The sequence below is a fragment of the Acinetobacter sp. ANC 3903 genome, assembly GCF_002135315.1.
GTDB lineage: Bacteria > Pseudomonadota > Gammaproteobacteria > Pseudomonadales > Moraxellaceae > Acinetobacter.
In genome coordinates this window covers 71,921-94,787 of the sequence record NZ_NEGA01000014.1, presented here as the reverse complement: position 1 = coordinate 94,787, position 22,867 = coordinate 71,921, and the positions used below count along the sequence as shown (strand labels likewise).

At 36.7% G+C, this 22,867-nt stretch carries 18 protein-coding genes and 3 pseudogenes; 16 read left to right on the top strand and 5 right to left on the bottom strand.

The window, feature by feature from the left end; genetic code table 11:
• Window positions 1-278: 278 nt before the first annotated feature.
• The 3 genes and pseudogenes from B9T29_RS11945 to B9T29_RS11930 all read left to right on the top strand — a co-directional run.
• A pseudogene (locus B9T29_RS11945) lies at window positions 279-502 on the top strand (hypothetical protein); the annotation flags it as partial.
• Window positions 496-1,092, top strand: a pseudogene (locus B9T29_RS11940) (IS4 family transposase); the annotation flags it as partial. The pseudogenes B9T29_RS11945 and B9T29_RS11940, both read left to right, overlap by 7 nt.
• Before the next feature lie 579 nt (window positions 1,093-1,671).
• On the top strand, window positions 1,672-2,073 hold the full coding sequence (locus B9T29_RS11930; RefSeq protein ID WP_086176130.1) for a hypothetical protein: 402 nt from the start codon (window positions 1,672-1,674) through the stop codon (window positions 2,071-2,073).
• 43 nt (window positions 2,074-2,116) lie between these two features.
• On the opposite strand, the gene B9T29_RS11925 is transcribed toward B9T29_RS11930, so the two are convergent.
• The 3 genes from B9T29_RS11925 to B9T29_RS11915 form a co-directional block, all read right to left on the bottom strand.
• Complete coding sequence (locus B9T29_RS11925; protein ID WP_086176129.1) at window positions 2,117-3,256, bottom strand: catalase family protein; 1,140 nt, start codon at window positions 3,254-3,256, stop codon at window positions 2,117-2,119.
• Window positions 3,257-3,348: 92 nt separating this feature from the next.
• Window positions 3,349-4,521, bottom strand: a complete 1,173-nt coding sequence (locus B9T29_RS11920; RefSeq protein WP_086176128.1) for an MBL fold metallo-hydrolase — start codon at window positions 4,519-4,521, stop codon at window positions 3,349-3,351.
• 77 nt (window positions 4,522-4,598) lie between these two features.
• Window positions 4,599-5,663, bottom strand: a complete 1,065-nt coding sequence (locus B9T29_RS11915; RefSeq protein WP_086176127.1) for an alpha/beta hydrolase — start codon at window positions 5,661-5,663, stop codon at window positions 4,599-4,601.
• Between the two features lie 333 nt (window positions 5,664-5,996).
• Here B9T29_RS11915 and B9T29_RS11910 point away from each other — a divergent pair, with 333 nt between their 5' ends.
• Together B9T29_RS11910 and B9T29_RS11905 are read left to right on the top strand one after the other, a co-directional pair.
• A complete protein-coding gene (locus B9T29_RS11910) occupies window positions 5,997-7,178 on the top strand; it encodes an MFS transporter (protein ID WP_086176126.1) in 1,182 nt (393 codons plus the stop codon).
• Window positions 7,179-7,516: 338 nt separating this feature from the next.
• Window positions 7,517-8,419, top strand: coding sequence for a LysR family transcriptional regulator (locus tag B9T29_RS11905; RefSeq protein ID WP_086176125.1), 903 nt, complete (start codon window positions 7,517-7,519; stop codon window positions 8,417-8,419).
• 33 nt (window positions 8,420-8,452) lie between these two features.
• Here B9T29_RS11905 and B9T29_RS11900 read toward each other — a convergent pair whose 3' ends face one another.
• On the bottom strand, window positions 8,453-9,340 hold the full coding sequence (locus B9T29_RS11900; protein ID WP_086176124.1) for an AraC family transcriptional regulator: 888 nt from the start codon (window positions 9,338-9,340) through the stop codon (window positions 8,453-8,455).
• Between the two features lie 211 nt (window positions 9,341-9,551).
• Between B9T29_RS11900 and B9T29_RS11895 the strand changes: the two genes are divergently transcribed.
• The 6 genes from B9T29_RS11895 (at window position 9,552) to B9T29_RS11870 (ending at window position 18,161) form a co-directional block, all read left to right on the top strand.
• Window positions 9,552-10,046 carry a cupin domain-containing protein gene (locus B9T29_RS11895; RefSeq protein ID WP_086176123.1) on the top strand — a complete coding sequence of 165 codons (495 nt, stop codon included), beginning with the start codon at window positions 9,552-9,554 and terminating at the stop codon, window positions 10,044-10,046.
• 107 nt (window positions 10,047-10,153) lie between these two features.
• The gene (locus B9T29_RS11890) at window positions 10,154-10,792 is read left to right on the top strand and encodes a carboxymuconolactone decarboxylase family protein (RefSeq protein WP_086176122.1); all 639 of its coding nucleotides are present in this window, start codon (window positions 10,154-10,156) and stop codon (window positions 10,790-10,792) included.
• A 48-nt stretch (window positions 10,793-10,840) separates the two neighbouring features.
• Window positions 10,841-11,896: an NAD(P)-dependent alcohol dehydrogenase gene (locus B9T29_RS11885; RefSeq protein ID WP_086176121.1), complete on the top strand. Its 1,056-nt coding sequence runs from the start codon at window positions 10,841-10,843 to the stop codon at window positions 11,894-11,896.
• Window positions 11,897-12,148: 252 nt separating this feature from the next.
• Window positions 12,149-12,613, top strand: coding sequence for a hypothetical protein (locus tag B9T29_RS11880; RefSeq protein ID WP_171264045.1), 465 nt, complete (start codon window positions 12,149-12,151; stop codon window positions 12,611-12,613).
• A gap of 12 nt (window positions 12,614-12,625) precedes the next feature.
• Entirely contained in the window at window positions 12,626-14,959 is a 2,334-nt protein-coding gene (locus B9T29_RS11875; protein WP_086176153.1) for a hypothetical protein, read from the top strand.
• Window positions 14,960-14,963: 4 nt separating this feature from the next.
• Complete coding sequence (locus tag B9T29_RS11870) at window positions 14,964-18,161, top strand: site-specific integrase (protein ID WP_086176120.1); 3,198 nt, start codon at window positions 14,964-14,966, stop codon at window positions 18,159-18,161.
• A 261-nt stretch (window positions 18,162-18,422) separates the two neighbouring features.
• Here the strand turns inward: B9T29_RS11870 and B9T29_RS16615 are convergent.
• A pseudogene (locus tag B9T29_RS16615) lies at window positions 18,423-18,612 on the bottom strand (Y-family DNA polymerase); the annotation flags it as partial.
• 383 nt (window positions 18,613-18,995) lie between these two features.
• On the opposite strand from B9T29_RS16615, the gene B9T29_RS16610 reads away from it, so the two are divergent.
• The 5 genes from B9T29_RS16610 to B9T29_RS11845 all read left to right on the top strand — a co-directional run bounded on the left by B9T29_RS16610 (window position 18,996) and on the right by B9T29_RS11845 (window position 22,855).
• Window positions 18,996-19,178: a hypothetical protein gene (locus B9T29_RS16610; protein WP_228146600.1), complete on the top strand. Its 183-nt coding sequence runs from the start codon at window positions 18,996-18,998 to the stop codon at window positions 19,176-19,178.
• Window positions 19,171-19,704 carry an SDR family NAD(P)-dependent oxidoreductase gene (locus B9T29_RS11860; RefSeq protein WP_228146599.1) on the top strand — a complete coding sequence of 178 codons (534 nt, stop codon included), beginning with the start codon at window positions 19,171-19,173 and terminating at the stop codon, window positions 19,702-19,704. Before B9T29_RS16610 ends, B9T29_RS11860 begins: the two co-directional genes overlap by 8 nt.
• 217 nt (window positions 19,705-19,921) lie before the next feature.
• Window positions 19,922-20,314 carry a GntR family transcriptional regulator gene (locus B9T29_RS11855; RefSeq protein ID WP_228146598.1) on the top strand — a complete coding sequence of 131 codons (393 nt, stop codon included), beginning with the start codon at window positions 19,922-19,924 and terminating at the stop codon, window positions 20,312-20,314.
• 433 nt (window positions 20,315-20,747) lie between these two features.
• Window positions 20,748-21,968: a tyrosine-type recombinase/integrase gene (locus B9T29_RS11850; RefSeq protein WP_086176119.1), complete on the top strand. Its 1,221-nt coding sequence runs from the start codon at window positions 20,748-20,750 to the stop codon at window positions 21,966-21,968.
• Window positions 21,969-22,312: 344 nt separating this feature from the next.
• Window positions 22,313-22,855, top strand: coding sequence for a GTP-binding protein (locus tag B9T29_RS11845; RefSeq protein WP_086176118.1), 543 nt, complete (start codon window positions 22,313-22,315; stop codon window positions 22,853-22,855).
• The last annotated feature ends 12 nt before the right edge of the window (window positions 22,856-22,867 follow it).

Sequence of the window (22,867 nt, the reverse complement as noted above, 5' to 3'; positions counted from 1 at the left end):
CGCATCATCTCCATCTTATGCTTGCTGAGATAGAACCGCGTTATTAAAAAATTATTGAAATAATAAAATCAAATAACAGAAAACTAAAAAAAAGTGGAATAATTTATAAAATTTAGATCAACATTCATAAGAAAACTCTATGTTTTTGTTGAAAATTGTAATTTTTAATAAATTTAGTTGATGAATTAAATGAAATTTCATATATAAAGTTAAGCTTATTTTTTATGTCGATAAAAATGTTAAAATTTGATTCTTTGATAAAAAGCATAGAGATTTTTATGTGGCAACTCATCTTGCCTTTTTGCTTTGATCGACAAAATGTTCAATTTGAGTTAGTAAAAATTAACTCAGAATTACTGAAAATTAAAAAGATTAAACAGAGTCAGAAATAGTATTACAAGCAAAGTTCAAGATAATCTATGTAAGAATTTGGAAGAAAATCTTGTTATTGATGCGAACTGAGCCATGTCTACGCGTTCATTCTAATTATGTTGCAATCTTGTGGTCTTTGATAAAGGCTATGTCGATTACTAATGGTATGCGAATCTGATTGCTCAAAACGTTGGATTTGTCACACGTCTTATGCCCAAGGCTGTTTATCAGGTGATCCAGCAACATCCCGTGCTTGAGTCCAAAGGGATTCTAAAAGATGAGACCATACAGCTGAATAGCGCACATGCCCTAAAAAGAAAAGCACCAGTATTAAGAAGAATTGGATATATAGATCGGCAAAGTGGCAAGCACTTTAGCTTTCTCAGCAATAACTTTCATTTAGCCGCCTCTACCATTGCAGCAATTTACAAAGACCGCTGGAAAGTAGAATTGTTCTTTAAAGCGATTAAACAGAATCTGAAATTAAAAGCCTTTTTAGGCCGAAGCAAGAACGCAATTCAGACGCAAATTTGGATTGCGATGATCGCCTATTTACTGGTGAGTTTTGCCGGGCATTTAGGAAAAGAAGGCTGGACAGTTCAACGTTTACTCAGAATAATTCAAGTGAATTTATTTGAAAGAAAAACGTTAAAAGCTTTATTCTCACCCGACCAAATCCCCATCAAACAACAGGAAGCTCATTTGAGCCTCCTCTTGTAAAAAATTGTGGGACAGCAGTGAACCCCTTAGCACTTTCTATCGCTAAAATTAGCGAGTTAACCGTCCGTTTTTGTGGAGGTTAATACACAGAAAGATATTATTGCCTTACGTCGTTCTATAGAGAGATGTTCAACGTATGCCAATTCAATATTTCCCTAATAAAAACACTAACTAATAGTCAGATTTATCATAAAAAATGTATTCATAGAGGAGATAATATATATCGCTTCTATATTAAAAAAACTGATGATAAATATTAAGTTAAAATATAGTTCAGGAGAAAAACATGGACTTTCGATCGAAACAAAAAAACAGGTTTTAGTTGAATTTATTAAGCCTGTTTTATTCACAGCATTACTAAGTCTATCTTTGATCTCAACCAACACATTTGCTCATAACGAAATCAAACACACCGCTTTAGCGTGTAATTCAAAAACTAATGAATTACAGGATGCTATGCGAATGTTATGGGCTCAACATATGGAATGGACATATGCTGCCGTTACACCTATGCAACTGATTCCCCATCGTTTCCAGCAACAACCAGTAGATTAATGCAAAACCAGTCCGATATTGGGAATGCAATTAAACCCGTTTTATGGTGATAAAGCAGGGGATGAATTAACAAAGTTATTGCAGGAGCACATTAATGCTGCTGTCAATGTTGTAAAAGCAGCAAAGGCAAATGATAAGCCCGCTTTGAATAAAGCAATTACCATAGCTTATGCCAATGCCCAAGAAATAGCAGATTTTCTAGCAGCTGCAAATCCAAATTGGTCAAAAGATGTTGTGCGCCAAATGTTAAAAGTGCATATAGATACTACTTTGGTTTATGCCACTTCATTACTTCAGGGTAAATATACTGAAGGTATTTCAGAGTATGCTAAAGCAGAAGAACATATGATGAAGCTGGCCGATGCTCTCACTAACGGCTTAATAAAAGCATTCCCTCAAAAGTTCAACCATCTGAATAGTCACTAGAATTAAAGCCACCATACAAGATGTGTGATGAAAAAAGCATAGGCTACAGCGGTTCTTGTCTTTTGGCCGAATTCATCTCATGCCTGACTTGACTGATCCGCTCATAAATGACCTTACGCAATCGGTTGATTACGCCGAGCGGTTTATGTTCAGGTAAAGCATGCCAAGGTGTGAAAGAAAGATCTTCACAAAACTTATTCTGATCTGGCGTATCAAAAATCTGTTTAGGAATATGGATAGTTGCCACCGGATAAAAGGGAGCTTGGCTTTCTTTCCATTCGGTCATGGAATCTTCGACTGACATTGCGTTTGATGTTCGAGCTTGCACCAGAAATTCCATACAGGCATCATCCTTTTGCAAACTGTTTCGAAGTGCCTCACGCAGAAAATCATGACTGGGTTGATCGCGGATAGGGTCTGCGATTGGTGAGCACGCGCGAGCAGAATACTTTACTGCTTGACGATCAGAACCTAATCCCAACTGATAGGGCACCATAGACCAATATCGTGTTTGTAGAGGATTTGAAATTTTAGTTTTGAGGTTTAAAGCGATCAAAGTTCCCTTAGGTCCTAGCGCAAAAGGAATATGAAATTTTCTAAAAAAGTTCTCGCTGTTAATATCCTGCATTAACGCCATATAGCGATCAGGATCATTGGCAAAGAAAACTGGATGATTAATCATGATGAAGTCTTGTGTCGAGGCTTCGTCTTCTAAAAGTTTTTTTCCAGGTATACCTAAAACTTTTATCGCCATCCCACGAGCATCTTTTTTAATGTCTGCCTGGGTGGCGTCACGTGATCCATTGGAGAAACGAATCCATGCCTGATAGGTTTTACCGGGAATAAAAATTCCTTGAGCTAAGTTTTTAGGAAGTGTTTCCCTTATCTGAAACTCAGCTCGTACACAGCCATGCGCTTTGGGATGTGCATCACGCAGAGCAGTGCCTACGGAATATTGTTTGCGGATAGATTTTTCAATCACGTCTGAGATTTCTTCAGCCATAGCAGCTTCATTAGGATAAAGACTTTCACTCAAACCGGGATCTATACTGGGGTAAACCATCTTGTTAGGAGGACTAAGCGTTGTAGGAAAGGCATTAGCTTGCACGGCCGTGCAAGCACTGATTAACATTGTTACAGTGAACAGCTGGCTTAAGTGTATTGGTTGCATAAGATTGAGCATTATTTTTCTCCTTGCTCTCGCATCAGTATAATATTCAGCTTTTTGATACTGATGAGGTGAAATTCCTTAAGCTTATTTAATACACGAAATAATTATAATATCTGTGACATTTTTTGATTCAAGTTGACTGGGAACAGTCCAGTTAGAGATAAGCTTTCCCACCAATGAGGAAATTCGGTTATTGGTTCATTTAGCCATATCGGTTGACCAATCTTGGGAGTGGCTAATGTTAGGTCGGCAGTTTCACTGGCTTTAACTGCACGTTTAAAAGGTTCATCCCAAGCATGTGGTGAAAGAGAAAAACGTCCAACGTGCATTGGCATCATGGCTTTAGCTTTTAAATCCATCGCGGCCTGTACAGCTTCTTCTGGGTTCATGTGAATGAGTGGCCAACGAGGATCATATTGCCCGCTATCCAGCATCACAAGATCAAAACCACCCAACTGGGATGCAATCTGCTGAAAGTGTGGGCCGTAGCCACTGTCACCACCGAAATAAATTTTGTGGGTCGGCGTTTCTAGCGCATAGCTGGCCCATAAGGTTTTATTTCGGGTAAAGGTACGACCTGAATAATGACGGGCAGGTAAAGTATGAATATTTAGCCCAGTGTCAGTTCTCAGAGTATTAAACCAGTCATTTTCATGGATTTTTGATAAAGGATAACTCCAGTATTCAAAATGCGAACCGATACCAAGTGGTACAACAACATTCTTAACTTTATCCTTGAGTTGGGTGACAGTCTCATAGTCGAGATGGTCATAGTGATCGTGAGAAATCAGTAGGTAGTCAATCTCTGGAATATCTTTGGCTTGATAAAACGTTGTTCCCTTAAATGCTTTCACTAAAAATGAAAAAGGTGCAGCATGGTCACTAAGTACAGGATCAATCAGAATACGCTTTCCAGCCAACTGAATATAATAGGCTGAATGTCCCAGCCAGATTACTACGTCCTGGTGGGGATTTAATGCCAATAAATTAGTCTTAACAGTTGGAAGAGCCTGCGTGGGTACAGTCTGTTGTTCCTCTGCCCAGAAATTATCCCAGAAGATTTTTAGGGTACTTTCTCCATCACGTAGCATTGGGGTTGCAATAGGATAGGCAAATTCATCATGTACATAATGAGGAGATTGCTTGATTCGTTCCAGACGTGCCTGTTCGGGTAAGTGCCCAAATTGAGGACGATTTAAAGTCGCACAGGCAGTAAGTAGTATAGCTACACCAAATACAAACAGGATTAGGGAAACTTTATATTTTTTTCTCATCATGGTCTGACAAACACCTAGATTTTCAGTTAAAAAAGCCAAGTTGATTTGAGTCTGTTCAACTTGGCTAAATTAAAAAATTACTTTAAGTTTTTAGTAAAGAAATCGGTTAATTTATCGAAAGGAATTAAATCAACTCGGTCATAAAGATCAACGTGGCCTGCACCCTTGACGTAATATAGCTCTTTAGGTTCACCAGCACGTTTATAGACCTCTTCACTGAACTCTTTGGAATGTGCCTGATCACCAGTAATAAATAGCATTGGACGTGGTGAGATGGTTTCTATGTCATTAAATGGATAGAAGTTCACAAATCTAACTTCGCTGGTTAAAGCTCTATTTTGAGTTTGCTCTAAAGTTTGACCTTTAGGAATTGCTGCTCCGCGTGGTGTTCGATAAAAGTTATGAAATTCACTTACGATAGGATCGCTATTGGCATCGACTGTTTTAGGTAAATAGTTTATCCATTGTTTTCCTTTACCTTGAAACTCTGAGTAGCGTTGTTCTGCTGCTGTTTCTAGCATTTTCTTACGTTGCTCAAGTGTCTGCGAGTGATTTAACCCGTTACGTGTTACAGCACCCATATCATACATCGCAACAGTAGCAATAGCTTTTAAACGAGGATCTAGTTTTGCTGCACTGATCGCAAAGCTACCACTACCACAAATACCCAATACGCCGATACGATTACGATCAATAAAAGTTTGACTACCTAAATAATCTACCGCAGCATTAAAAGCTTCTGTATAGAGTTCGGGTGCAACTAAGTTGCGAGGTTGTCCCTCACTTTCACCCCAGAACGGTAAATCAATTGCTAAAGTGATAAAGCCTTGCTCTGCCAATTTCTGTGCATAAAGCATTGAGCTTTGTTCTTTCACCGCTCCCATTGGGTGGCCTATAATAATTGCAGGAGCTTTAGTATTCTTAGTTAAATTTTTAGGAATAACTAAATTACCGACAACATTCATGTTGTATTGATTTTTGAATGTCACTTTTTGAATCGTAACTTGACTACTTTGATAGAAGTTATCTGCATCTTTAGGCATATCTGCCGCCATTATTGAAGTTGAAGTCAATAAGCCCATTGTTGCAATAAGGGTTGCTGTTAGAGTCGCATTACGAAATTTCTTTATATGTGATTGCATGATTCCTGCTTCCTGTAAAAAAGATGATTCATAAATTTAGGGATTGAAAAGAGTTTATCTATTCTTTCAGAGGAGTATTAGCCTAAAAAAACAGCATAGACTTATGAGTGATATTCATTAATTGGATGGTGAAAATTTTAAATGGCTGAAAATAATGTGTTTAAAGAAAAATTATTTGATTCTCTTAAAGTGCAAATGCAAGAACTGCTAAAAATACGATATTTATACTTTGATTATTCATGAATTATATACATAACTCTATTCATGGAAAGGTACTTATTCAGGATGTGTAGCACCTTTATTATGGCTTTCTCATTTTTATAGAGTAAGTCTATGACAACTGCATATCAATCTTCCGAGATAGAACAGCAGCCAGCATACTGGAGTGGCATATTTGCCATGACCCTGTGCGTATTTGCCTTGATTGCATCAGAGTTTATGCCAGTGAGTTTACTAACGCCGATTGCAACAGATCTTAATGTTACAGAAGGTTTGGCTGGGCAGGGAATTGCAATTTCAGGCGCTTTTGCTGTCATCACAAGTTTGACGATTTCTCGTTTAGCAAGAGAGATGAATCGTAAAACACTTTTGTTAGTTTTAACGGCCATTATGGCGGTTTCAGGTGCAATCGTGGCACTTGCACAAAATTATACAGTTTATATGCTAGGTCGGGCGTTGATTGGTTTAGTCATTGGTGGTTTTTGGTCTATGTCAGCCGCAATGGCAATGCGATTAGTGCCAAGCTCACAAGTTCCTAAAGCATTAGCAATTTTTAACAGTGGTAATGCCTTGGCAATGGTGATTGCTGCTCCTTTAGGCAGTTATCTCGGTTCAATCATTGGCTGGCGTGGGGCATTTTTATGCTTAGTTCCTGTGGCTGTACTTGCCTTTATCTGGCAATGGTTGAGTTTGCCTTCAATGCCAGCTACTTCTCGTCAAACAGAAAAGCAATCATCCATTTTGGGGTTATTGCGTAATCCCGTCGTTATGATGGGTATGTTAGCGATCAGTTTATTTTTCATGGGGCAGTTTTCTCTTTATACCTATGTTCGACCATTTTTGGAAACTATAACCCGAGTTGATATTTTTACCCTGTCACTTATTTTACTGGGTATTGGGGTTATGGGATTTATTGGCACTGCCGTAATTAATACGTTCTTGAAGCGTCGTTTTTATGCAACTTTGGTCGTTATTCCTATCATGATGGCTGCTATCGCATTGTCACTCGTATTTTTTGGAACTTGGACGATTGTCGTTGCTGTATTACTTTGCATTTGGGGGTTCTTAGCAACAGCAGCACCTGTGGGGTGGTGGGGATGGTTAGCACGTACCTTACCCAATGATGCAGAAGCGGGCGGCGGTTTAATGGTGGCCGTGATTCAACTTGCAATTGCTTTAGGTTCAACACTAGGTGGAATTTTATTTGACCAGAGTGGTTATCAGATGACTTTTGTAGCCAGTGCACTTATCTTGGTTATTTCCTCTATTCTGGTTTCACGTTTGACAACGAAATAATCCAATTAAGTCGGAAATTCAAAAATGGATATGATTACAGTGATGACGATTGCTACTGGCAGAATGTTGGATTAGAGCTTATATATTTCTTTTAATAATGAACGTGGTGAGAGGGAGATACCTCGTTCAAATCTCTTATAGTTTTTAAGAGTTATAGATTTTTTATTTTTAACTTCAATTATTTGTGCGGAGCATTACAGATTATAGAAATACGAAAATGTATGAGTAAGGAGCTAAAATGGGATAGAGTCATGAATAGGATTAATAAATCATACGTTTCTAAGTGGTATTATTTCTAATATTAACGCTTAAATTACTGGACCATATACTGGATCTATATGATTACAAAAGAGAACTATAATGATCTATATGCCTTTCTGATGGTGACACGTGAAGGAAGTTTTACTAAGGCAGCAGGTAAGCTAGGTGTTTCCCAGTCTGCTTTGAGCCATACCATTCGTGGACTGGAAGAGCGTTTAGGGATGTTGTTGCTCACTCGGACTACACGTAGCGTTTCTCCAACAGAGGCTGGTGAGAAGCTAAGACAAACGATTGGAGCGAGTTTTGATCATATAGATAATGAATTATCATTACTGTCGAAACTAAGAGATACACCTGCGGGAAATGTAAGAATAAATGCAAGTCATCATGCTATCCGTTATGTGCTATTACCGAAATTAAAGCAATTAACGCAGCTTTATCCAGATATCAATATTGAGCTAACTGCAAATAATGGCATGGTTGATATTGTAGCGGAACGTTTTGATGCAGGGGTTCGTTTTGGTAGTCGGGTAGCGGAAGGAATGATCGCTGTTCGGATTAGTTCAGATGTCAGAATGGTTGTGGTGGCGACGCCTGAATATCTTGCGCTAAAGGGCATCCCAGAAAAACCTCAAGATTTGATTCAACATAACTGTATTGGCTATCGATTGTCTACTCAAGGTGGATTGTATCAATGGGAGTTCTTGGTTGAAGGCATTGAAACTAAAATTAAAGTTTCTGGGCAATGGGTCTTTAATGATTCTGAGCTTATTGCTGATGCAGTATTGGCTGGAGAAGGCATTGCATATATTCCTGAAGAGCTCATTCAGGACAGTTTATTACAAGGGCAATTAATAAAAGTATTGGATGAGTATGCAATAGCATACCCAGGATTTCATTTGTATTATCCTCATCGTAGACAGCAGTCACCAGCTTTGAAACTTGTTATTGATAGATTAAGAGTAAGCAGTCCGAATTAGCTTAGTAGTATCAATTAAATTGATTCTTAAAAATTATAATTTTTTATAATCGACTGAAGGTGATGTTCCGAAAAAGCGTTTATATTCTCTGGAAAACTGTGACAGGCTTTCATACCCGACTTGTAAGCTGACTGAGGATATATCTCGATTTTCGGTCACCAATAAACGACGGGCTTCTGTCAGTCTGATTCTTTTCTGATATTGCAGTGGACTCATTGAGGTAATGTCACGAAAGTGTTGATGGAAACTTGAAGCACTCATACCCATAGTGCTGGCTAGTTCGTCAACACTAAAAGACTTTGCAAAATTGATTTTTAGCCACTCAATCGCTTTAACAATACGATGTCCCGTTGTGCCTGTTGCCGCAATTCGCTTAAGCCTTTCACCTTGTGGACTCATCAGTAAGCGGTAGAAAATTTCTTTGATAATAAGGGGGGACAAGATCGCAATATCTTGTGGCCTGTCCAGTAATTTTAATAAACGCACAAAGGCATCATTAAGTTCCGGGCTCACTTGCCCGACAGCCATTCCCTTTTTGCCGTTATTTGTATGCTTGAAAGGAATATGTGCTTCAAGCATGAGTTGAGCCAATACATAAGGATCTAGTCTGAGTACCAGAGCAAGATAGGGCTGTTCAACTGAGGCTTCAATAATCTGGGTAATCACAGGCAAATCGATTGCGGTAAAAAGAAAATGATTGGCATCATAAGTGTAAATTTCCTCACTTAGAATAACCTGTTTTTTCCCTTGGGCGATTAGACATAAACTGGCATCCAATATATTGCTACTAGGCTGGGTGGGAGCATCTCCACGATATAACGTCAGCCCAGGAATGGTCATTTCAAATTTCTTGTTTTGTTTAGTGTATTGATCAATTAACTGAATCAATTCTTCGTTATTGCCCGAAGATACATTTGTCATTCAGATTTTACCTATTTATCTCTGCTTCTTTATTCTAGGTATTTCAATTCAGAATTGTAGAGGGAATTACAATAATTTGGAGGAATAGGCAAATTTGAAAGAGAAATGGAACAACGCATTCAAAGATTGATTTCTATACTTGGAAATAACAACGCTTCAGCCTGATTTCCTACTTTTAATACAGGAGTTGCTGTCAACTTGGGAAAGAAATATGAATATTAAAACAGTCACTTTGGTGACCAGCTTAATGATTTCAATGGGAGTACCTGCAATGGATAAACAATCTAGTATTGAATCTCAAATCGTTAAAAAAGCCAGTGAGCAACAAGTGATGAATGGTTCTGATAAGAATTTTACAGGTTCTGTTGCGATTAAGCCTATAACCAGTGTGACAGAAGGGATTAATACGCCCAGCGCCTATGTTAGTTTTAATGCAAATGCCCGTTCATTCTGGCATACCCATCCAAAAGGCCAATATTTGATTGTGACGGAGGGTGAGGGCATTGTACAGGAATGGGGCAAACCTGCTGAAAAAATTGCTGTAGGTGATGTGATCTATTGTCCACCTGGAATAAAACACTGGCATGGTGCAAGCGGCAAAAAAGCCATGACTCATTTGGCACTTACTGGCACAGATGAAAATGGCCATAACGTGGATTGGCTGGAACCTGTTTCGGATGAGCAGTACCAAGAGGCGAATCATTGAAATTTGTAGGTCTATTCTTATCAATCACTTTGGTAGGAACTTTATTACCTAGGGGGTATGCGACAGAAATTGTATCACCTACTGTAAAAATCAAGGAGATTCAGCAAGTGGAAGATTCTTTATCTCAGCAGCAACAGGCAATTATTCCGATTGCTGCGTTTGCCGCCTCAGGTGACATGGATAAGTTGAATCAAGCTCTCGTTCATGGGCTTGAACAAGGTTTAACCATCAATCAAATTAAGGCGATCTTGGTACAAAGTTATGCCTATGCGGGTTTTCCCCGTAGCCTCAATGCGTTAACTACCTTTATGCAGTTACTTGAACAGCGTAAAGTTAAAGGCATTATCGATGCAGAGGGAGGAAATAGTCAGGCATTGCCTCAGGATTATCAGGCGAAAATACAGGGAACAGAAAATCAAACCCAACTGGTGGGTCAACCCGTCAAAGGCCCTTTATTTGAATTTTCGCCTGAGATTGATGAATATCTAAAAGCCCATTTGTTTGGAGATATTTTTTCTAGGGATGTACTGAGCTGGCAAGAGCGTGAAATAGCCACATTGGGTATGCTGGCCTCAATGGAAGGTGTAGGTAGTCAGCTCCAATCACATCTTGGGATCGCGAAAAATCAAGGGATTACTTCTCACAATTTTGAAGAGATAGAAAAAATATTAACTGAAAAAGTAAATCTGAAAATAGGGCAACGCTTTAAAAAAGCCAATGCAATTTTTCAGGATCAATCACACTGAATGCGACTTAAAAGATAAATAGCCACAGCTTAAATATTGGAGAAACATATGACCATCGAAGTATTGGGATATGCCGCACAATCGTCACAAAGCCCTTTAGTACCCTTTAAATTTGAACGCAGAAATCCACGTGAAGATGATGTGGTGATTAAAATTGAATATTGTGGTGTCTGCCATTCCGATTTACACCAAGCTAGAAATGACTGGGGATTTAGTTCCTATCCTTTAGTACCTGGTCATGAGATTGTAGGACGTGTTAGCTCAGTTGGATCCAAAGTAACCAAGTTTAAAGTGAATGATCTGGTTGGTATTGGTTGCATGGTGGATTCATGCCAGAGTTGTCCAGCATGTCATGCAGGCTTGGAACAGTATTGTGAAGAGGGTAATACTCAAACATATGGTAGTGTGGATCGTCATGACCAGCGACCAACTTATGGTGGTTATTCCCAAACGATCATTTGCAGTGAAAATTTTGTTCTTAAAGTTCCTGAAAGTTTGGATACAAAAGCGGTACCACCGATACTTTGTGCTGGAGTTACTACGTGGTCACCACTGCGTCACTGGAATGTTGGAAAAGGCAGCAAAGTGGCTGTAGTAGGCTTGGGTGGTTTGGGACATATGGCAATTAAACTTGCCAATGCCTTAGGAGCAGAAGTGACATTATTTACCCGCTCTGTCAATAAGGAAGAGAATGCAAAACAGTTAGGTGCACATCATGTTGTTTTATCTACCGATGAATCGCAAATGAATTCAGTAGCCAACCAGTTTGATTTAATTCTTGATACCGTACCTTATGACCATGACTTGAAACCTTATATTCCAACCTTAGCTCTAAATGGAACAATTGTACTGGTGGGATATTTAGGAGAGATCAGTGCCAATTCAGTGCCAATGATTTTGGGTAGAAAATCAATTGCAGGTTCAGTCATTGGTGGGATCAAGGAAACTCAGGAACTTCTAGATTTCTGTGGGGAGTACAATATTGTTTCTGATGTTGAGATGATTGATATGCAAAATATCAATGAAGCTTTTGAGCGTATGCTCAAAAGTGATGTGAAATATCGTTTTGTGATTGATATGAAATCATTGACTAAGAACATTTAAATACTACATCAAGTCGGTCAGCCACAAGATGAATGTGGTTGACCATAAATGCTGTTTAGTGATTTTCACGAGCGTTTATCTTTAAGAAATAACAGAAAACTAAAAAAAAGTGGAAGAATTTATAAGGATTAGATCACATTTAACAGGAAAACTACATGTTTTTATTGAGAATTGTAATTTTGAATAAATTGAGTTGATAAATTAAATAAAATTTCATATAAGAAATAATATTCATTTTTACTATAAAGAGAAATGTTGAAATTTGAACATTTGATAAAAAATATAGAGATTTTTATGGGGCAATTTATATTGCCTTTTTGCTTTGACCGAAAAAATGTTCAACTTGAGATAGTAAAAATCAACTCAGAATTACTGAAAATCAAAAAGATTAAACAGAGTCAGAAAGTAGTAGTACAAGCAAAGTTCAAAATAATCTATGTGAAAATTTGGCAAAAAATCCTGCTACTAATGCAAACGGAGCCTGGCTTACGTGTGCATTCTAATTATGTTGCAATCTTACAGTTGATACATAATCTTGATGAGTTTATCGAAAAGTCACAGCAACATTTGTGCTTTGAGAGAAAAGCCCAGAAAGCACTAGATGCTAAATTTTTTGCTCGATTTTTTCAGCTGACAAAGAATTCAATAAAAGATCAACTTTTACCAAATTGTTCAGATCGAAATGAATTTTGTAAATTCAATTTGATAAAAAATTAAGCGAAAATGAATATGCCAAACATTGAAACACAAGAGCAATTCTTAGATTTAGCAGAAAAATTTCAACAAGATTATTGTCTGTTACGTGATCATGTTGTGAATACACAATTTGTTGATCTATCAGATGATTTGTATGAAATAGTCCGTACTCTATATAAAATGGCGCAACAGATATATGGCTATATATCCAGCTCGAGACAAATTGGTAAGTATTATTTGCTAGCTTCTTTAAGTTATTTTGCATGTCCGAATACTAGTAATACTCAAGAGTTGTCGTCTGAACGTTATTTGATTCTGCAAGCGAGTTTTTTAACATATCGGCAGTATCAAGAATTTGCAAAAATAAAAAAGGCTGAGAATAAGCAAAAACATGTTTGTGATCTCTTTCGCTATGTATCACGATATGTTCTGGATTCTATTCATGCTGAATTATTTCAAGAATGCAGTGAGCTACTAAATCGTTATGTCATGTACGAACGTAACTTGAAAAAGGAGGATCGTAATCAACTTTTTAATATTAATGATTTTCAAGAAACACAAGTAATAGAATATTTGTCGGCACTATTGATCATATTTAAACGGCTAGATGATGGTCGTGTTGTTCATCGTCAACGTAAGTCAAAACAAGGCAAAGCTTTACAATGGCCAACGAAAAATGAAGTCAGAATATCTCGTGAAATAAGATCAGGAAAGCAAGTAGATATTGGACATAACGCAAAGATCAGTTTTTTTGATGCCTCTCTTCACAAAGATGAAGATGGTGAAGTTGATCTATTAGATCCTGAAATGGAGTTTTATTCAGAAGATGAAAAGTCTAAAAATTTAAACTATATCCTCAGTGATAATGCGACGCATCTAATGCGGCATCGCCAACGCCGTCATGCTCCTTTTGTTACAAATCCACATTATTTGGCGCCAGAGGTACTGAAGCAAATTGTTTATGTGTTGAGAACAGAATTATCTGGGCACTGGAGTGATGCTGCAATCGCTGCAGCATGTTTATTGTCACTTTTGACTGGATTATCTCCCATAGCACTGATGGATTTTAACGAGCTTATTCAAGATGGAATTTTGATCCAAAATGGTTCAAGAAAACGACGGGAATATTTACTCAATTTAGATTTAAAAATTTCAGAGCAGAAAATTCAGAGTTTAAAGCATGTGCGATGGAATGAAGAGATGTCGCATCAATTACATCTACCTGCGGCATGGTTTGACTACATAGAACAAGTATCTAAGCCACAGCTGATCACTTCAGCCAAGATCAATAATAAGCTTAAGCAATGGCTTGATAATCAGTTCGTAGGCTCGATCACGGCTGAAAAACTTCAAGCACAATTATATTTTCACATATATTATGAAACATATAATGAATATCTTGCTCATGTGATTGCGGGGCGGGATAGTCAGCATCACATGCCTGGTATCTACTATGGAGGGCTACCAAAAGCTCAACTCGATACCACATATTTATCCTATTTAGTAGAAGCACTTACACCGCATTCAGCTCAATTTGCAGAAGATACAGCTGAACTAAAATTATTGCAGCAACAATTTGTAGTGAAATCTGAAGGGAGGGTAGGGAGTCAATTGGCACTCGAACCCAATTTTGTGAAAGATCAATTTGATATTTTACATAGGCATTGTCAGGAAAGTGTTCAAAAAGATCAACATATCATTAATCAACTGAATGCATACGCATGTTGGATGTGGCATGTTAGCTTGCTAAGCTTGGCCAGACGGCCTAATAAAAATCTGTTGGGTGATTTGGAAGATTATTGCTTTGAGCTTAAAATTTTATATGTAAACGATAAAAAGAATAGCAAGGCAAGAAAGGATGGTCGTTTTATTCCTTTAACTGATTTTTTCTTCAAAGCATTACAAAATTACACCGCTTTTTTAGAACAAATTATTGAAGCATACGGTTCACTTTTTAGACAAGTCTTTGTAAAGAAGAAAATTACTATAAATGATCTTTTTGGAATGATCATAGTTAGTAAAGAGAGCCTTCCGATGACTGCCAAAGAGTGGCAGAGTAAAAAAATTAAGTTAATCCCATTATCGAGGAGCTGGGTAAATACATATATGCAAGGAGTCTTTCCTAAAAAAATGTATTCGAATTGGTTACGTCATTTTGACATGAACTTTTTGATGCATGAGCAGCAAGAGGGTAAACCATCATTAGCATTTCACTTAATTCAGGCCCTTTATGGTCATGACCAACGCGACCGCGAGGCGTTTCATCCTCATTCTTCAGTTATTCCGAATGTATATGTGCAACAAGTTCGTCAGCAGCTTCAAGAGAATATCAAATCTTTATCAATTCAACACTTAGAGCGAAAATAGTTGTATGCAAGAAATCAAAGAACTAATAAAAACGCGACTAGACGATCTATTTGTTGATATTGAGAAATTGGTGAAGAAGTCGCTAGATAGACAGCCTTCTTCACATGAAGTATTGACGCAAGATATGCAGCAAAAACTTGATCAGCAGATCAAGGAAAAATGGCATGATCTTAAAGATGGTGTTGAATATTTGAGTCGTAAATTGAGCCGAGCTGAACAATCCAAGCTGATGCAATTTACTGAAAATGAATTTAATAAAAGAAGAAAGCAATTCAACCTTACAAAGCTAAATGCAAAACCATACGAGATAAAGCTAAATCCAAATACTAAACGTATTGTGCTACCTCGAAAAATTGAAAGTACGGAGTCACGGTTAAAACAGGGGCAGTTACATGCTCAGGTACTCAATGAGTTGAAACGATATTGGAAAGATTCACTTGAATATTGGGATGATTCTAAAAGTTTATGGGGGAATTTATGCTTAAGTTTGATCTATATTTCAGGCTGTGCAGACGAACAGCATCTGATTGCCATCCAGAAGCAATTGCAGGAGGCTATTGAATTTAATACAGATTTGAATTGTTTACGCTTATATCATTCCCGCTACAAAAAGATCACTAATCCATTGTTACTGCATTATCGTGTTGAAAACTCCCAATACGGTAATGACGTAGAACAGCGGAAGTTATACCAGTGGAGACATATTTTTTTAAATCCATATGCTCAGTTATTCTTGCAATATTTGAAAAGATTGAAAGCGACTCATAAAGAATATCGACTGCAAGTAACATTACATGATTGTATTTTGGAAAGCCTGAGCAAAATGAGCCCGAACAAAAGTTTGGGAGATTTAAAATATCAAATTAAACGCCGTGGATTTCGTGCATTTAATGATGTGCAAATGGTACTCGAGTTTAATTCAAAACTCAGTTTAGATATTTTTTTGAGTAATGTGCTACAACAAGAGATCAATACTGTGGTCTTAAGGCCATCTGAATTAAGATTGCTGTGGAGTAATGAACACGATCATATTGGGCAAGAGAACCGACCTATTCATTTTGAACAAGAGCAGTTACATCCTGAAGTTCCGACTGCTCAAAGCAAATTACAAACGATACCGTATGAGTTGATGTTGTTTGATCAAAAGAAGAGTAGACGTAAACAAGTTGAGCGCTTAGATAAAAAGAGGAATAAAGAAGAACGAACGCTACGTTATTGGCAAGAAACCAGAAGTGTGTTAGAGGAGAAGATGAGTGATGCTAATACGGAAGAAAAGTCTTTAATTGATGCTCAACTACGCTTAATTCACTGGTTAGTGCATTTAAAAAAAAGAGGGCTTCAATTATCAACCATTGAAAGCTACTTAGGATCGTTTGGTAAAGAATTTATATTTGAAATTTGGCTCAATAAATTGGATTTAAATCAACAATCCATTGATGATTATGAAGATTTATATCGGCAGCTATTGAACTACAGTAGTGAGCGTGATGAAAAAGCAGTTCAACGTGATTTGGTTAAAGGAAAAACCTCTCGTAAGATGCACCAAACTGCAGAATACCGTTTTGGTCGTCTCAAAGATTTTCATCAATTTTGTATAGAGAACTATGATGCACCAGAGGTATTGGTGTTACAGAATTCAAGTTTTAAGCATTTACATATTTGCAATGCACGCTTAGTGAGTCCTTCGCTATTTGGCAAGCTGTTGGAACAATTAGAAAGCTTAAGTCAGGAACCAACAGCATCAGAATGGGTTGATCATCTTAGTTGTTTAAAGTTGATGTATTTACTGAGTTATAGAACTGGACTTCGATTGAATGAAGTTCGTTGTCTTAAAATACAAGATATTATTTGCCCAGAGTTACTCTTTAAAGATGGGAAAAGTTCAATTTTTAATAATATCACGCTTCATATCCGAGACAATTCATATCGCCGGTTGAAGACGCAAAGTGCAAATCGCCAAATACCACTGAAAATTGCATTGTCAGAAGATGAATTTTTAATAGTACAACGTTATATACAGCACCGTTATGAGCAATATTTGGTTAATCAAAAAGATGACCTGCTATTTAGTGTTAATCATCGGGTGTTAACTGATCAATGTATCAGCAAAATTACAGTAGATTTGTTTAATCGGATATTAGGTATGCATCATGGCTTTAGTTTTCATACTTTGCGTCACAGTGCTGCTAACTATCTAGCAATAACTTTGCTAGGTTCAAAAGAAATGATCAAGACATACACAGATTGTTCTTGGATAAAAGCAAAAAAGATGCGGGATTTATTGTTTGGTGTTAAAGCACGCGCTAATGAAAAGATCATTCAACATAAATGGCAAGTGCTTGCCGCTTGGATGGGGCATAGTAGTATCGAACAGACAGCTTCAAATTATCTTCATGTCCTAGATTTATTAATTGTTGATCGAATTTATAATTCGCCGTGTATGATTTCAAAAAAAGTCCTAGAATATTGTTCTGGCCAAGTGAATTTAAGAACAGAAGATATTGATTTAAATCGTTATATCCAACAGCAGAAATGGTTTGATTTTTATTATCAGCAAACACAGCCTATTGAGGTTTCAAATCGAAAAGAAAAGAAATTTAATATCAAAGAAAGTGCTCTAACTCCTTATCAGCGTTTGATAAATTATAGTGCTAGCCGTGCAAGGGGGGATACTCAAGCTAAAGAGTGGATGCAACGATGTCAATTTATGAGTAATAAATGGATGCACTCCCAAAAATATAAGTTAATGGTTAAAAATGTTAATAGTGAAATTTTAGATGAAGGTTGGTTTGAAGAAATTCACAATAAGGCTAAAAAGTTGTCTCATTCAAATGATCTAAATACCCTCCTTGACTTGCACGATCAAAAAGATAAGGAACCAGAAATATATCTGAAAAAAATCACGGTGAATGCTCTAAAAATATTATTACTCTTTGGTAAGTTGCGTAAGAATTTTTTGCATTTTGTATGTCGAGATAAAGACGATGAGCAACGAATTAGAAGTTTTATTGCTGGAATAGAGCCAATATTAGGAAAAGACTTAAATTTAGATAAACAAAATTATCCAGTTAATATGAATGCACCTGAGCGAACAGTTCAATTCAGTTTTCAAAGAAAAGACTCTAATAAAAATGTGACTGTTCTGGTTTTATTTAATCTAATGTTAAAAATCATGCAAGAAGATGAACTCTGGATTCAATAGCCTAAGCAAATTGAGAAAAAGGATTGTTTAAAAATTTTCCCTGTTTATAAGTAAATGTAAATTACTGGAGAAGTCTGGCCCACTTTCTTGTTCGTGGTTTACTAGCTGCTCCTAGTGAACCATTTGAGCAGGGATTAGGTACTTCATTCACTGGAAATAGTAATCTTATGGATTTGATATTAACGGAATAGAACTCAAACGCTGATAAAACGCCATCAATTTTTTATCTTTTGCATGTATTACAACAAAATTTACTCCAATACACATGCAACCAAAAAACTTGTTTTTCTTGGCGAAATGATTGGCAATTTTTGCTTCGGTTTTTGATCGACCGATCCCAGCAGCAGGATAGACCTAAACATCGAAATGCTTTAGTTCTCATGTTTTGTGCATATTATGTGAGGTCAAATAGGTACTCATAGGCAGTAAGTTTTAGTAAATATTCATCAATCTAAGAGTTTGTTAATATGGTATGTATATTTTTAAGTAATTGATAATATTTTTAATTTTAATTTTAATTTTCATAGGAAATTAAAAAAACTAACTTTTCTATAGAAATGTCTATACCAAAATATCCAACTATATCGGTGAGTGAACCATATCGAGTTTGTTGGAGGCTACTTTTCCTGAGTGAATGTTCGGGTGAGAATTAAAAATATAATAGATAAATCAAAGGTAGATTGATTAAGCTTGTTATTGAATCTGGAAAATATTAACTAACCTTAGTAATAGTCATTGATATAAATTATGCTGAATTACTTGATTATTCCTAGAATGACATTCACCTTTAAGATGATTCTTACACCATGAAATATATAATGAATAGGTACATTTATGACTAAAGAAAATCAGCGTGCAATTGTAGTAGGTGCTTCAAGAGGAATTGGTTTAGGACTGGCTCGTGAGTTACTTAATCAGCATTGGAGTGTAATCGCGACTATTCGAGATACAAGCCAAGTGCCTGCCGATCTGAATCAACTGCTTTCAGCAGCATCCAGACAAACTGGAATTGGCTGAATTAGATTTAAGCCATGAGCAAACTGCCAATAGCATCATCAGCAAGTATCCTGAGCATTCCATTGATCTACTCTTGGTTTCTGCGGGTATTTCAGGACCAGAACATCAACGCGTTGAGCACTGTACGCCAAATGAAATTTCGAATCTGTTTTGGGTCAATAGCATTGCACCTGTAACAATTGCTAGAAAATTTCTTCCTCTAATGAAAGTAAACAGCGTGATTGCATTTATGAGCTCACGTATGGGCAGTATTGCTTTAAACGATGATGGCAGTATGGAGTTGTATCGTGCCAGTAAGGCTGCGCTGAACAGTATTACCCGTGGTTTTGCACAAAATGAGGCCATTCCAGCACAAATCGGTGTCCTGAATTTACATCCAGGTTGGGTTCAAACTGAAATGGGGGGAAGTCATGCACCTGTCACTGTTAAAGAGAGCACCACAGGAATTGTACGCGTGATAGAAGGTTTTCTTGGAAAGACTGAACAACAGTTTATTGATTTTCAGGGTAATGAAATGGCGTGGTGATCCTACAGTCCACATCTATAAATTCTGTTTAGACAATTAGGATAAATCAGTCCGATCAACCCCTGTTTTAGACATGAAGAAATATTATATTTTCTGTCCGATTCATTATCTCATCCACCTGTATACAGATTGTATTATTTTAAAAAATACAGAATAGACAATCTGTATACAGGGTTCTCACTCTTGAACAAAGAGTGAAATCAAGGAGAGGGAGTTCATGGACAAAAAAGCACTTTTAGCTGAAACATTAAAGCGCCGTATTATCAGTATGGAATTAGCGCCAGGAGCTGTTTTAGACGAAGTCACTTTAAGTGAAGAATTCGGTTTATCTCGACCTCCTGTCCGTGAACTGATCAGACAAATGGCGGCTGAAGGCTATCTTGAATTAGAACCGAATAGACCTGTTCGCGTTTCATCTATGAGTCATCACTCATTAAGAAATTTCTTTCTGGCTGCACCACTCATTTATATTGCAACAACGCAATTGGCAGCAATTAATGCCAGCAAAACAGATATAGAGCAACTCAAACAGATTCAAAAACAGTTCCGAGAAGCGATAGATAATAACACTAAACTAAAAATAAATGGAAGAATACTTATTGATATCTGACCTAATACATTGTTATTAAAAAGATCGTGTTTTTATATTGCTATGTAAATAAGATTTACTTAGGATCTTTTACCATGAATATAGAAAAGCTCCAATCGTTCAAATAACTACCTATTCAACTCCTCCTACAGATAGCAATCGTGATTTTAACAATTTGATAGATGGGATTTTTAAGAGGTCATCTTCGAATTTTGTAAGATGGCCAGATTAGCTCTTTTTAAAATTGCATAAATGAAGCTTGATCAGTTGGATATTTAAGTATGTAGTGATGGTAACTATACTGGTTACTAAAAACTAATTTTTATAATATTTACCTAATAAAAATAATATCTTACATTTTTATATGATGCGTATCATACGCATCACATAAAAATTGCTTAAATTTGCTATAATTAAAATCTGCAGTGTCATTTTAGTGGTTGGGTTTAAATTTATGAGTCTTACGGAAGCGAAGATACGCCAGTCCAAGCCCAAGGAAAAAGTTTATTTTCTTACAGATGACGATGGCTTAAGTTTGAAGGTGGAAGCGAATGGACGTAAATCCTGGAGTTATCGTTATTCAATAGAAGGTACAAATAAGCGTCCGCGAGTGAATTTGGGCGAATATCCTTTCATGTCATTAAAACAGGCAAGAACCGCCCGGGATGAATATAAATTTAATGGTTATAAAAATGAAACAGTACATAAAAAAAATATAAAAACATTTCAAGACATTTGCGAAGAATGGTTAGAGTTTAAAATAAAAAACTCTTTTAAAGATGAACCCCGTTGTGGTGTTATTCAGTTGGCAAAAAAATGTTTAAATCATGAGATTTATCCTGATTTAGGAGATATTCCATTTAATGAAGTGAAACGCTATGATTTAGTGACTATCATTAAAAATATAGAAGCACGTCATGTTAAGGAACCGGTTAAAAAAGCCTACAGTTATTTAAACCAAATTTATGATTATGCTGTGGCAATGGGTTACTGTGAATATAATATTGCTCACGGATTAAATAAAATATTAATAAAAACTAAAATTAAAAAAAATTATCCTTATTTAAAATCAGAAGATTTACCTAATTTTATCACCAGATTGAGTCAAGTAAATACGGATCCAATCATAAAAAAAGCCTTATTATTTAAACTTTATACTGGAGTTCGTGGAGCTGAGCTTCTACTTTGTGAACCACATCATTTTGATTTAGATAATAAAATTTGGAAAATACCGGCTTTGCATATCAAACAGTTCCGACGGAAAGTCATTTTAGGCCATGATATTCCGGATTTCCTGGTTCCTTTGTCAAACCAAGCAATGACTCTGATAAAATCAGCCTTAGCCTGGTCTCATGGTGAAAAATATGTATTTTCTAGTCCCCGTTATCCAGATAGACCTCTGCATTTTAATACATTGAATATAGCCATTCGAAAAATGGGCTATGATAAAGATGAACTATCTGCACATGGTTTACGTTCTACTTTTAGTACAATATTAAATGAATCTGGATTATTTCAATCCAATTGGATTGAAGCGCAACTATCACATACGGATAAAAATAAAACGCGGGCAAGCTATAATCATGCTGAATATCTTGTACAACGTATTGAAATGATGCAGTGGTGGGGGAATTATATAGCCAGCCTGATTAAGGATCAGGCTGTACAAGATTAATCTATTAGAAGACTAAGGTGGGCGGTCTGCCTTATAGACTAGAAATTTTTATCAGTGATAATAAAAATAATTTAAATGTGTTCTAGCACATAAAAGTCACATTAATGTGTGAAATATCAAATAAATTCACAGTTTATTCACACTCCAAAGCCTAAGCTCACTTCCCAACATATGACGAATTTTTAAATTTCGGCTTATGGCAACTTTATATCATTATTGCTTGGTTCCAGCGACAGTCCAAACGAATGATTTAAATATGCAGTTCAATTCTGGCTGCTTTAAGTAAAAAACCGCCAAACTGACTTTATATAAATCTATTCAGCCTTGATAAAATGAGTATCTATATGATTTTACAGCAATACAAGATTGTTTTTGGCGGGAGTATGGGCGCTGGAAAATCGGCAGCCATTAAAGCGCTCTCTGACATTCCGGTCATAGAAACCGAAGCCATGAATACTGACATAAATAGGCATAGCAAATATTCCACCACGGTAGGAATCGACTATGGTGAAATCGTGCTTGAAGATGATACCAAAATCGGACTGTATGGCACTCCCGGTCAGGATCGCTTTGATTTTATGTGGTCTATTGTCTGTAAAGGTGCCATTGGTATCGGTATTTTAATTGATCATTCACGTGCAGAGCGTTTGCAAGATTTGCAAACCTATCTCAATGCTTTTCAAGGCTATAGTGAAAATATTGTGATTGGGATTACTCATCTCGATCAACAACAGGATCAGATCCTCAAGATTTATCGGGATTGGATGAGTTTACACCACTACAGTTACCCAATATTTGCGGTCGATGCCAGACAAAAAGATGATGTACTGCTGATGGTGGAAGTCTTAATTGCTGCTATTGAAACTCGCAGCATGGTTATGCTTTAAAGGATGAAATCA

Excerpts from the sequence above, each read along its gene's own strand:
- B9T29_RS11930 (WP_086176130.1), top strand. The coding sequence starts at position 1,672 with ATGCAATTAAACCCGTTTTATGGTGATAAAGCAGGGGATGAATTAACA.
- B9T29_RS11925 (WP_086176129.1), bottom strand. The coding sequence starts at position 3,256 with ATGCTCAATCTTATGCAACCAATACACTTAAGCCAGCTGTTCACTGTA.
- B9T29_RS11895 (WP_086176123.1), top strand. The coding sequence starts at position 9,552 with ATGAATATTAAAACAGTCACTTTGGTGACCAGCTTAATGATTTCAATG.
- B9T29_RS11870 (WP_086176120.1), top strand. The coding sequence starts at position 14,964 with ATGCAAGAAATCAAAGAACTAATAAAAACGCGACTAGACGATCTATTT.
- B9T29_RS11920 (WP_086176128.1), bottom strand. The coding sequence starts at position 4,521 with ATGATGAGAAAAAAATATAAAGTTTCCCTAATCCTGTTTGTATTTGGT.
- B9T29_RS11880 (WP_171264045.1), top strand. The coding sequence starts at position 12,149 with ATGTTGAAATTTGAACATTTGATAAAAAATATAGAGATTTTTATGGGG.
- B9T29_RS11905 (WP_086176125.1), top strand. The coding sequence starts at position 7,517 with ATGATTACAAAAGAGAACTATAATGATCTATATGCCTTTCTGATGGTG.
- B9T29_RS11900 (WP_086176124.1), bottom strand. The coding sequence starts at position 9,340 with ATGACAAATGTATCTTCGGGCAATAACGAAGAATTGATTCAGTTAATT.
- B9T29_RS11875 (WP_086176153.1), top strand. The coding sequence starts at position 12,626 with ATGCCAAACATTGAAACACAAGAGCAATTCTTAGATTTAGCAGAAAAA.
- B9T29_RS11915 (WP_086176127.1), bottom strand. The coding sequence starts at position 5,663 with ATGCAATCACATATAAAGAAATTTCGTAATGCGACTCTAACAGCAACC.
- B9T29_RS11855 (WP_228146598.1), top strand. The coding sequence starts at position 19,922 with ATGGACAAAAAAGCACTTTTAGCTGAAACATTAAAGCGCCGTATTATC.
- B9T29_RS11885 (WP_086176121.1), top strand. The coding sequence starts at position 10,841 with ATGACCATCGAAGTATTGGGATATGCCGCACAATCGTCACAAAGCCCT.
- B9T29_RS11850 (WP_086176119.1), top strand. The coding sequence starts at position 20,748 with ATGAGTCTTACGGAAGCGAAGATACGCCAGTCCAAGCCCAAGGAAAAA.
- B9T29_RS16610 (WP_228146600.1), top strand. The coding sequence starts at position 18,996 with ATGACTAAAGAAAATCAGCGTGCAATTGTAGTAGGTGCTTCAAGAGGA.
- B9T29_RS11910 (WP_086176126.1), top strand. The coding sequence starts at position 5,997 with ATGACAACTGCATATCAATCTTCCGAGATAGAACAGCAGCCAGCATAC.
- B9T29_RS11845 (WP_086176118.1), top strand. The coding sequence starts at position 22,313 with ATGATTTTACAGCAATACAAGATTGTTTTTGGCGGGAGTATGGGCGCT.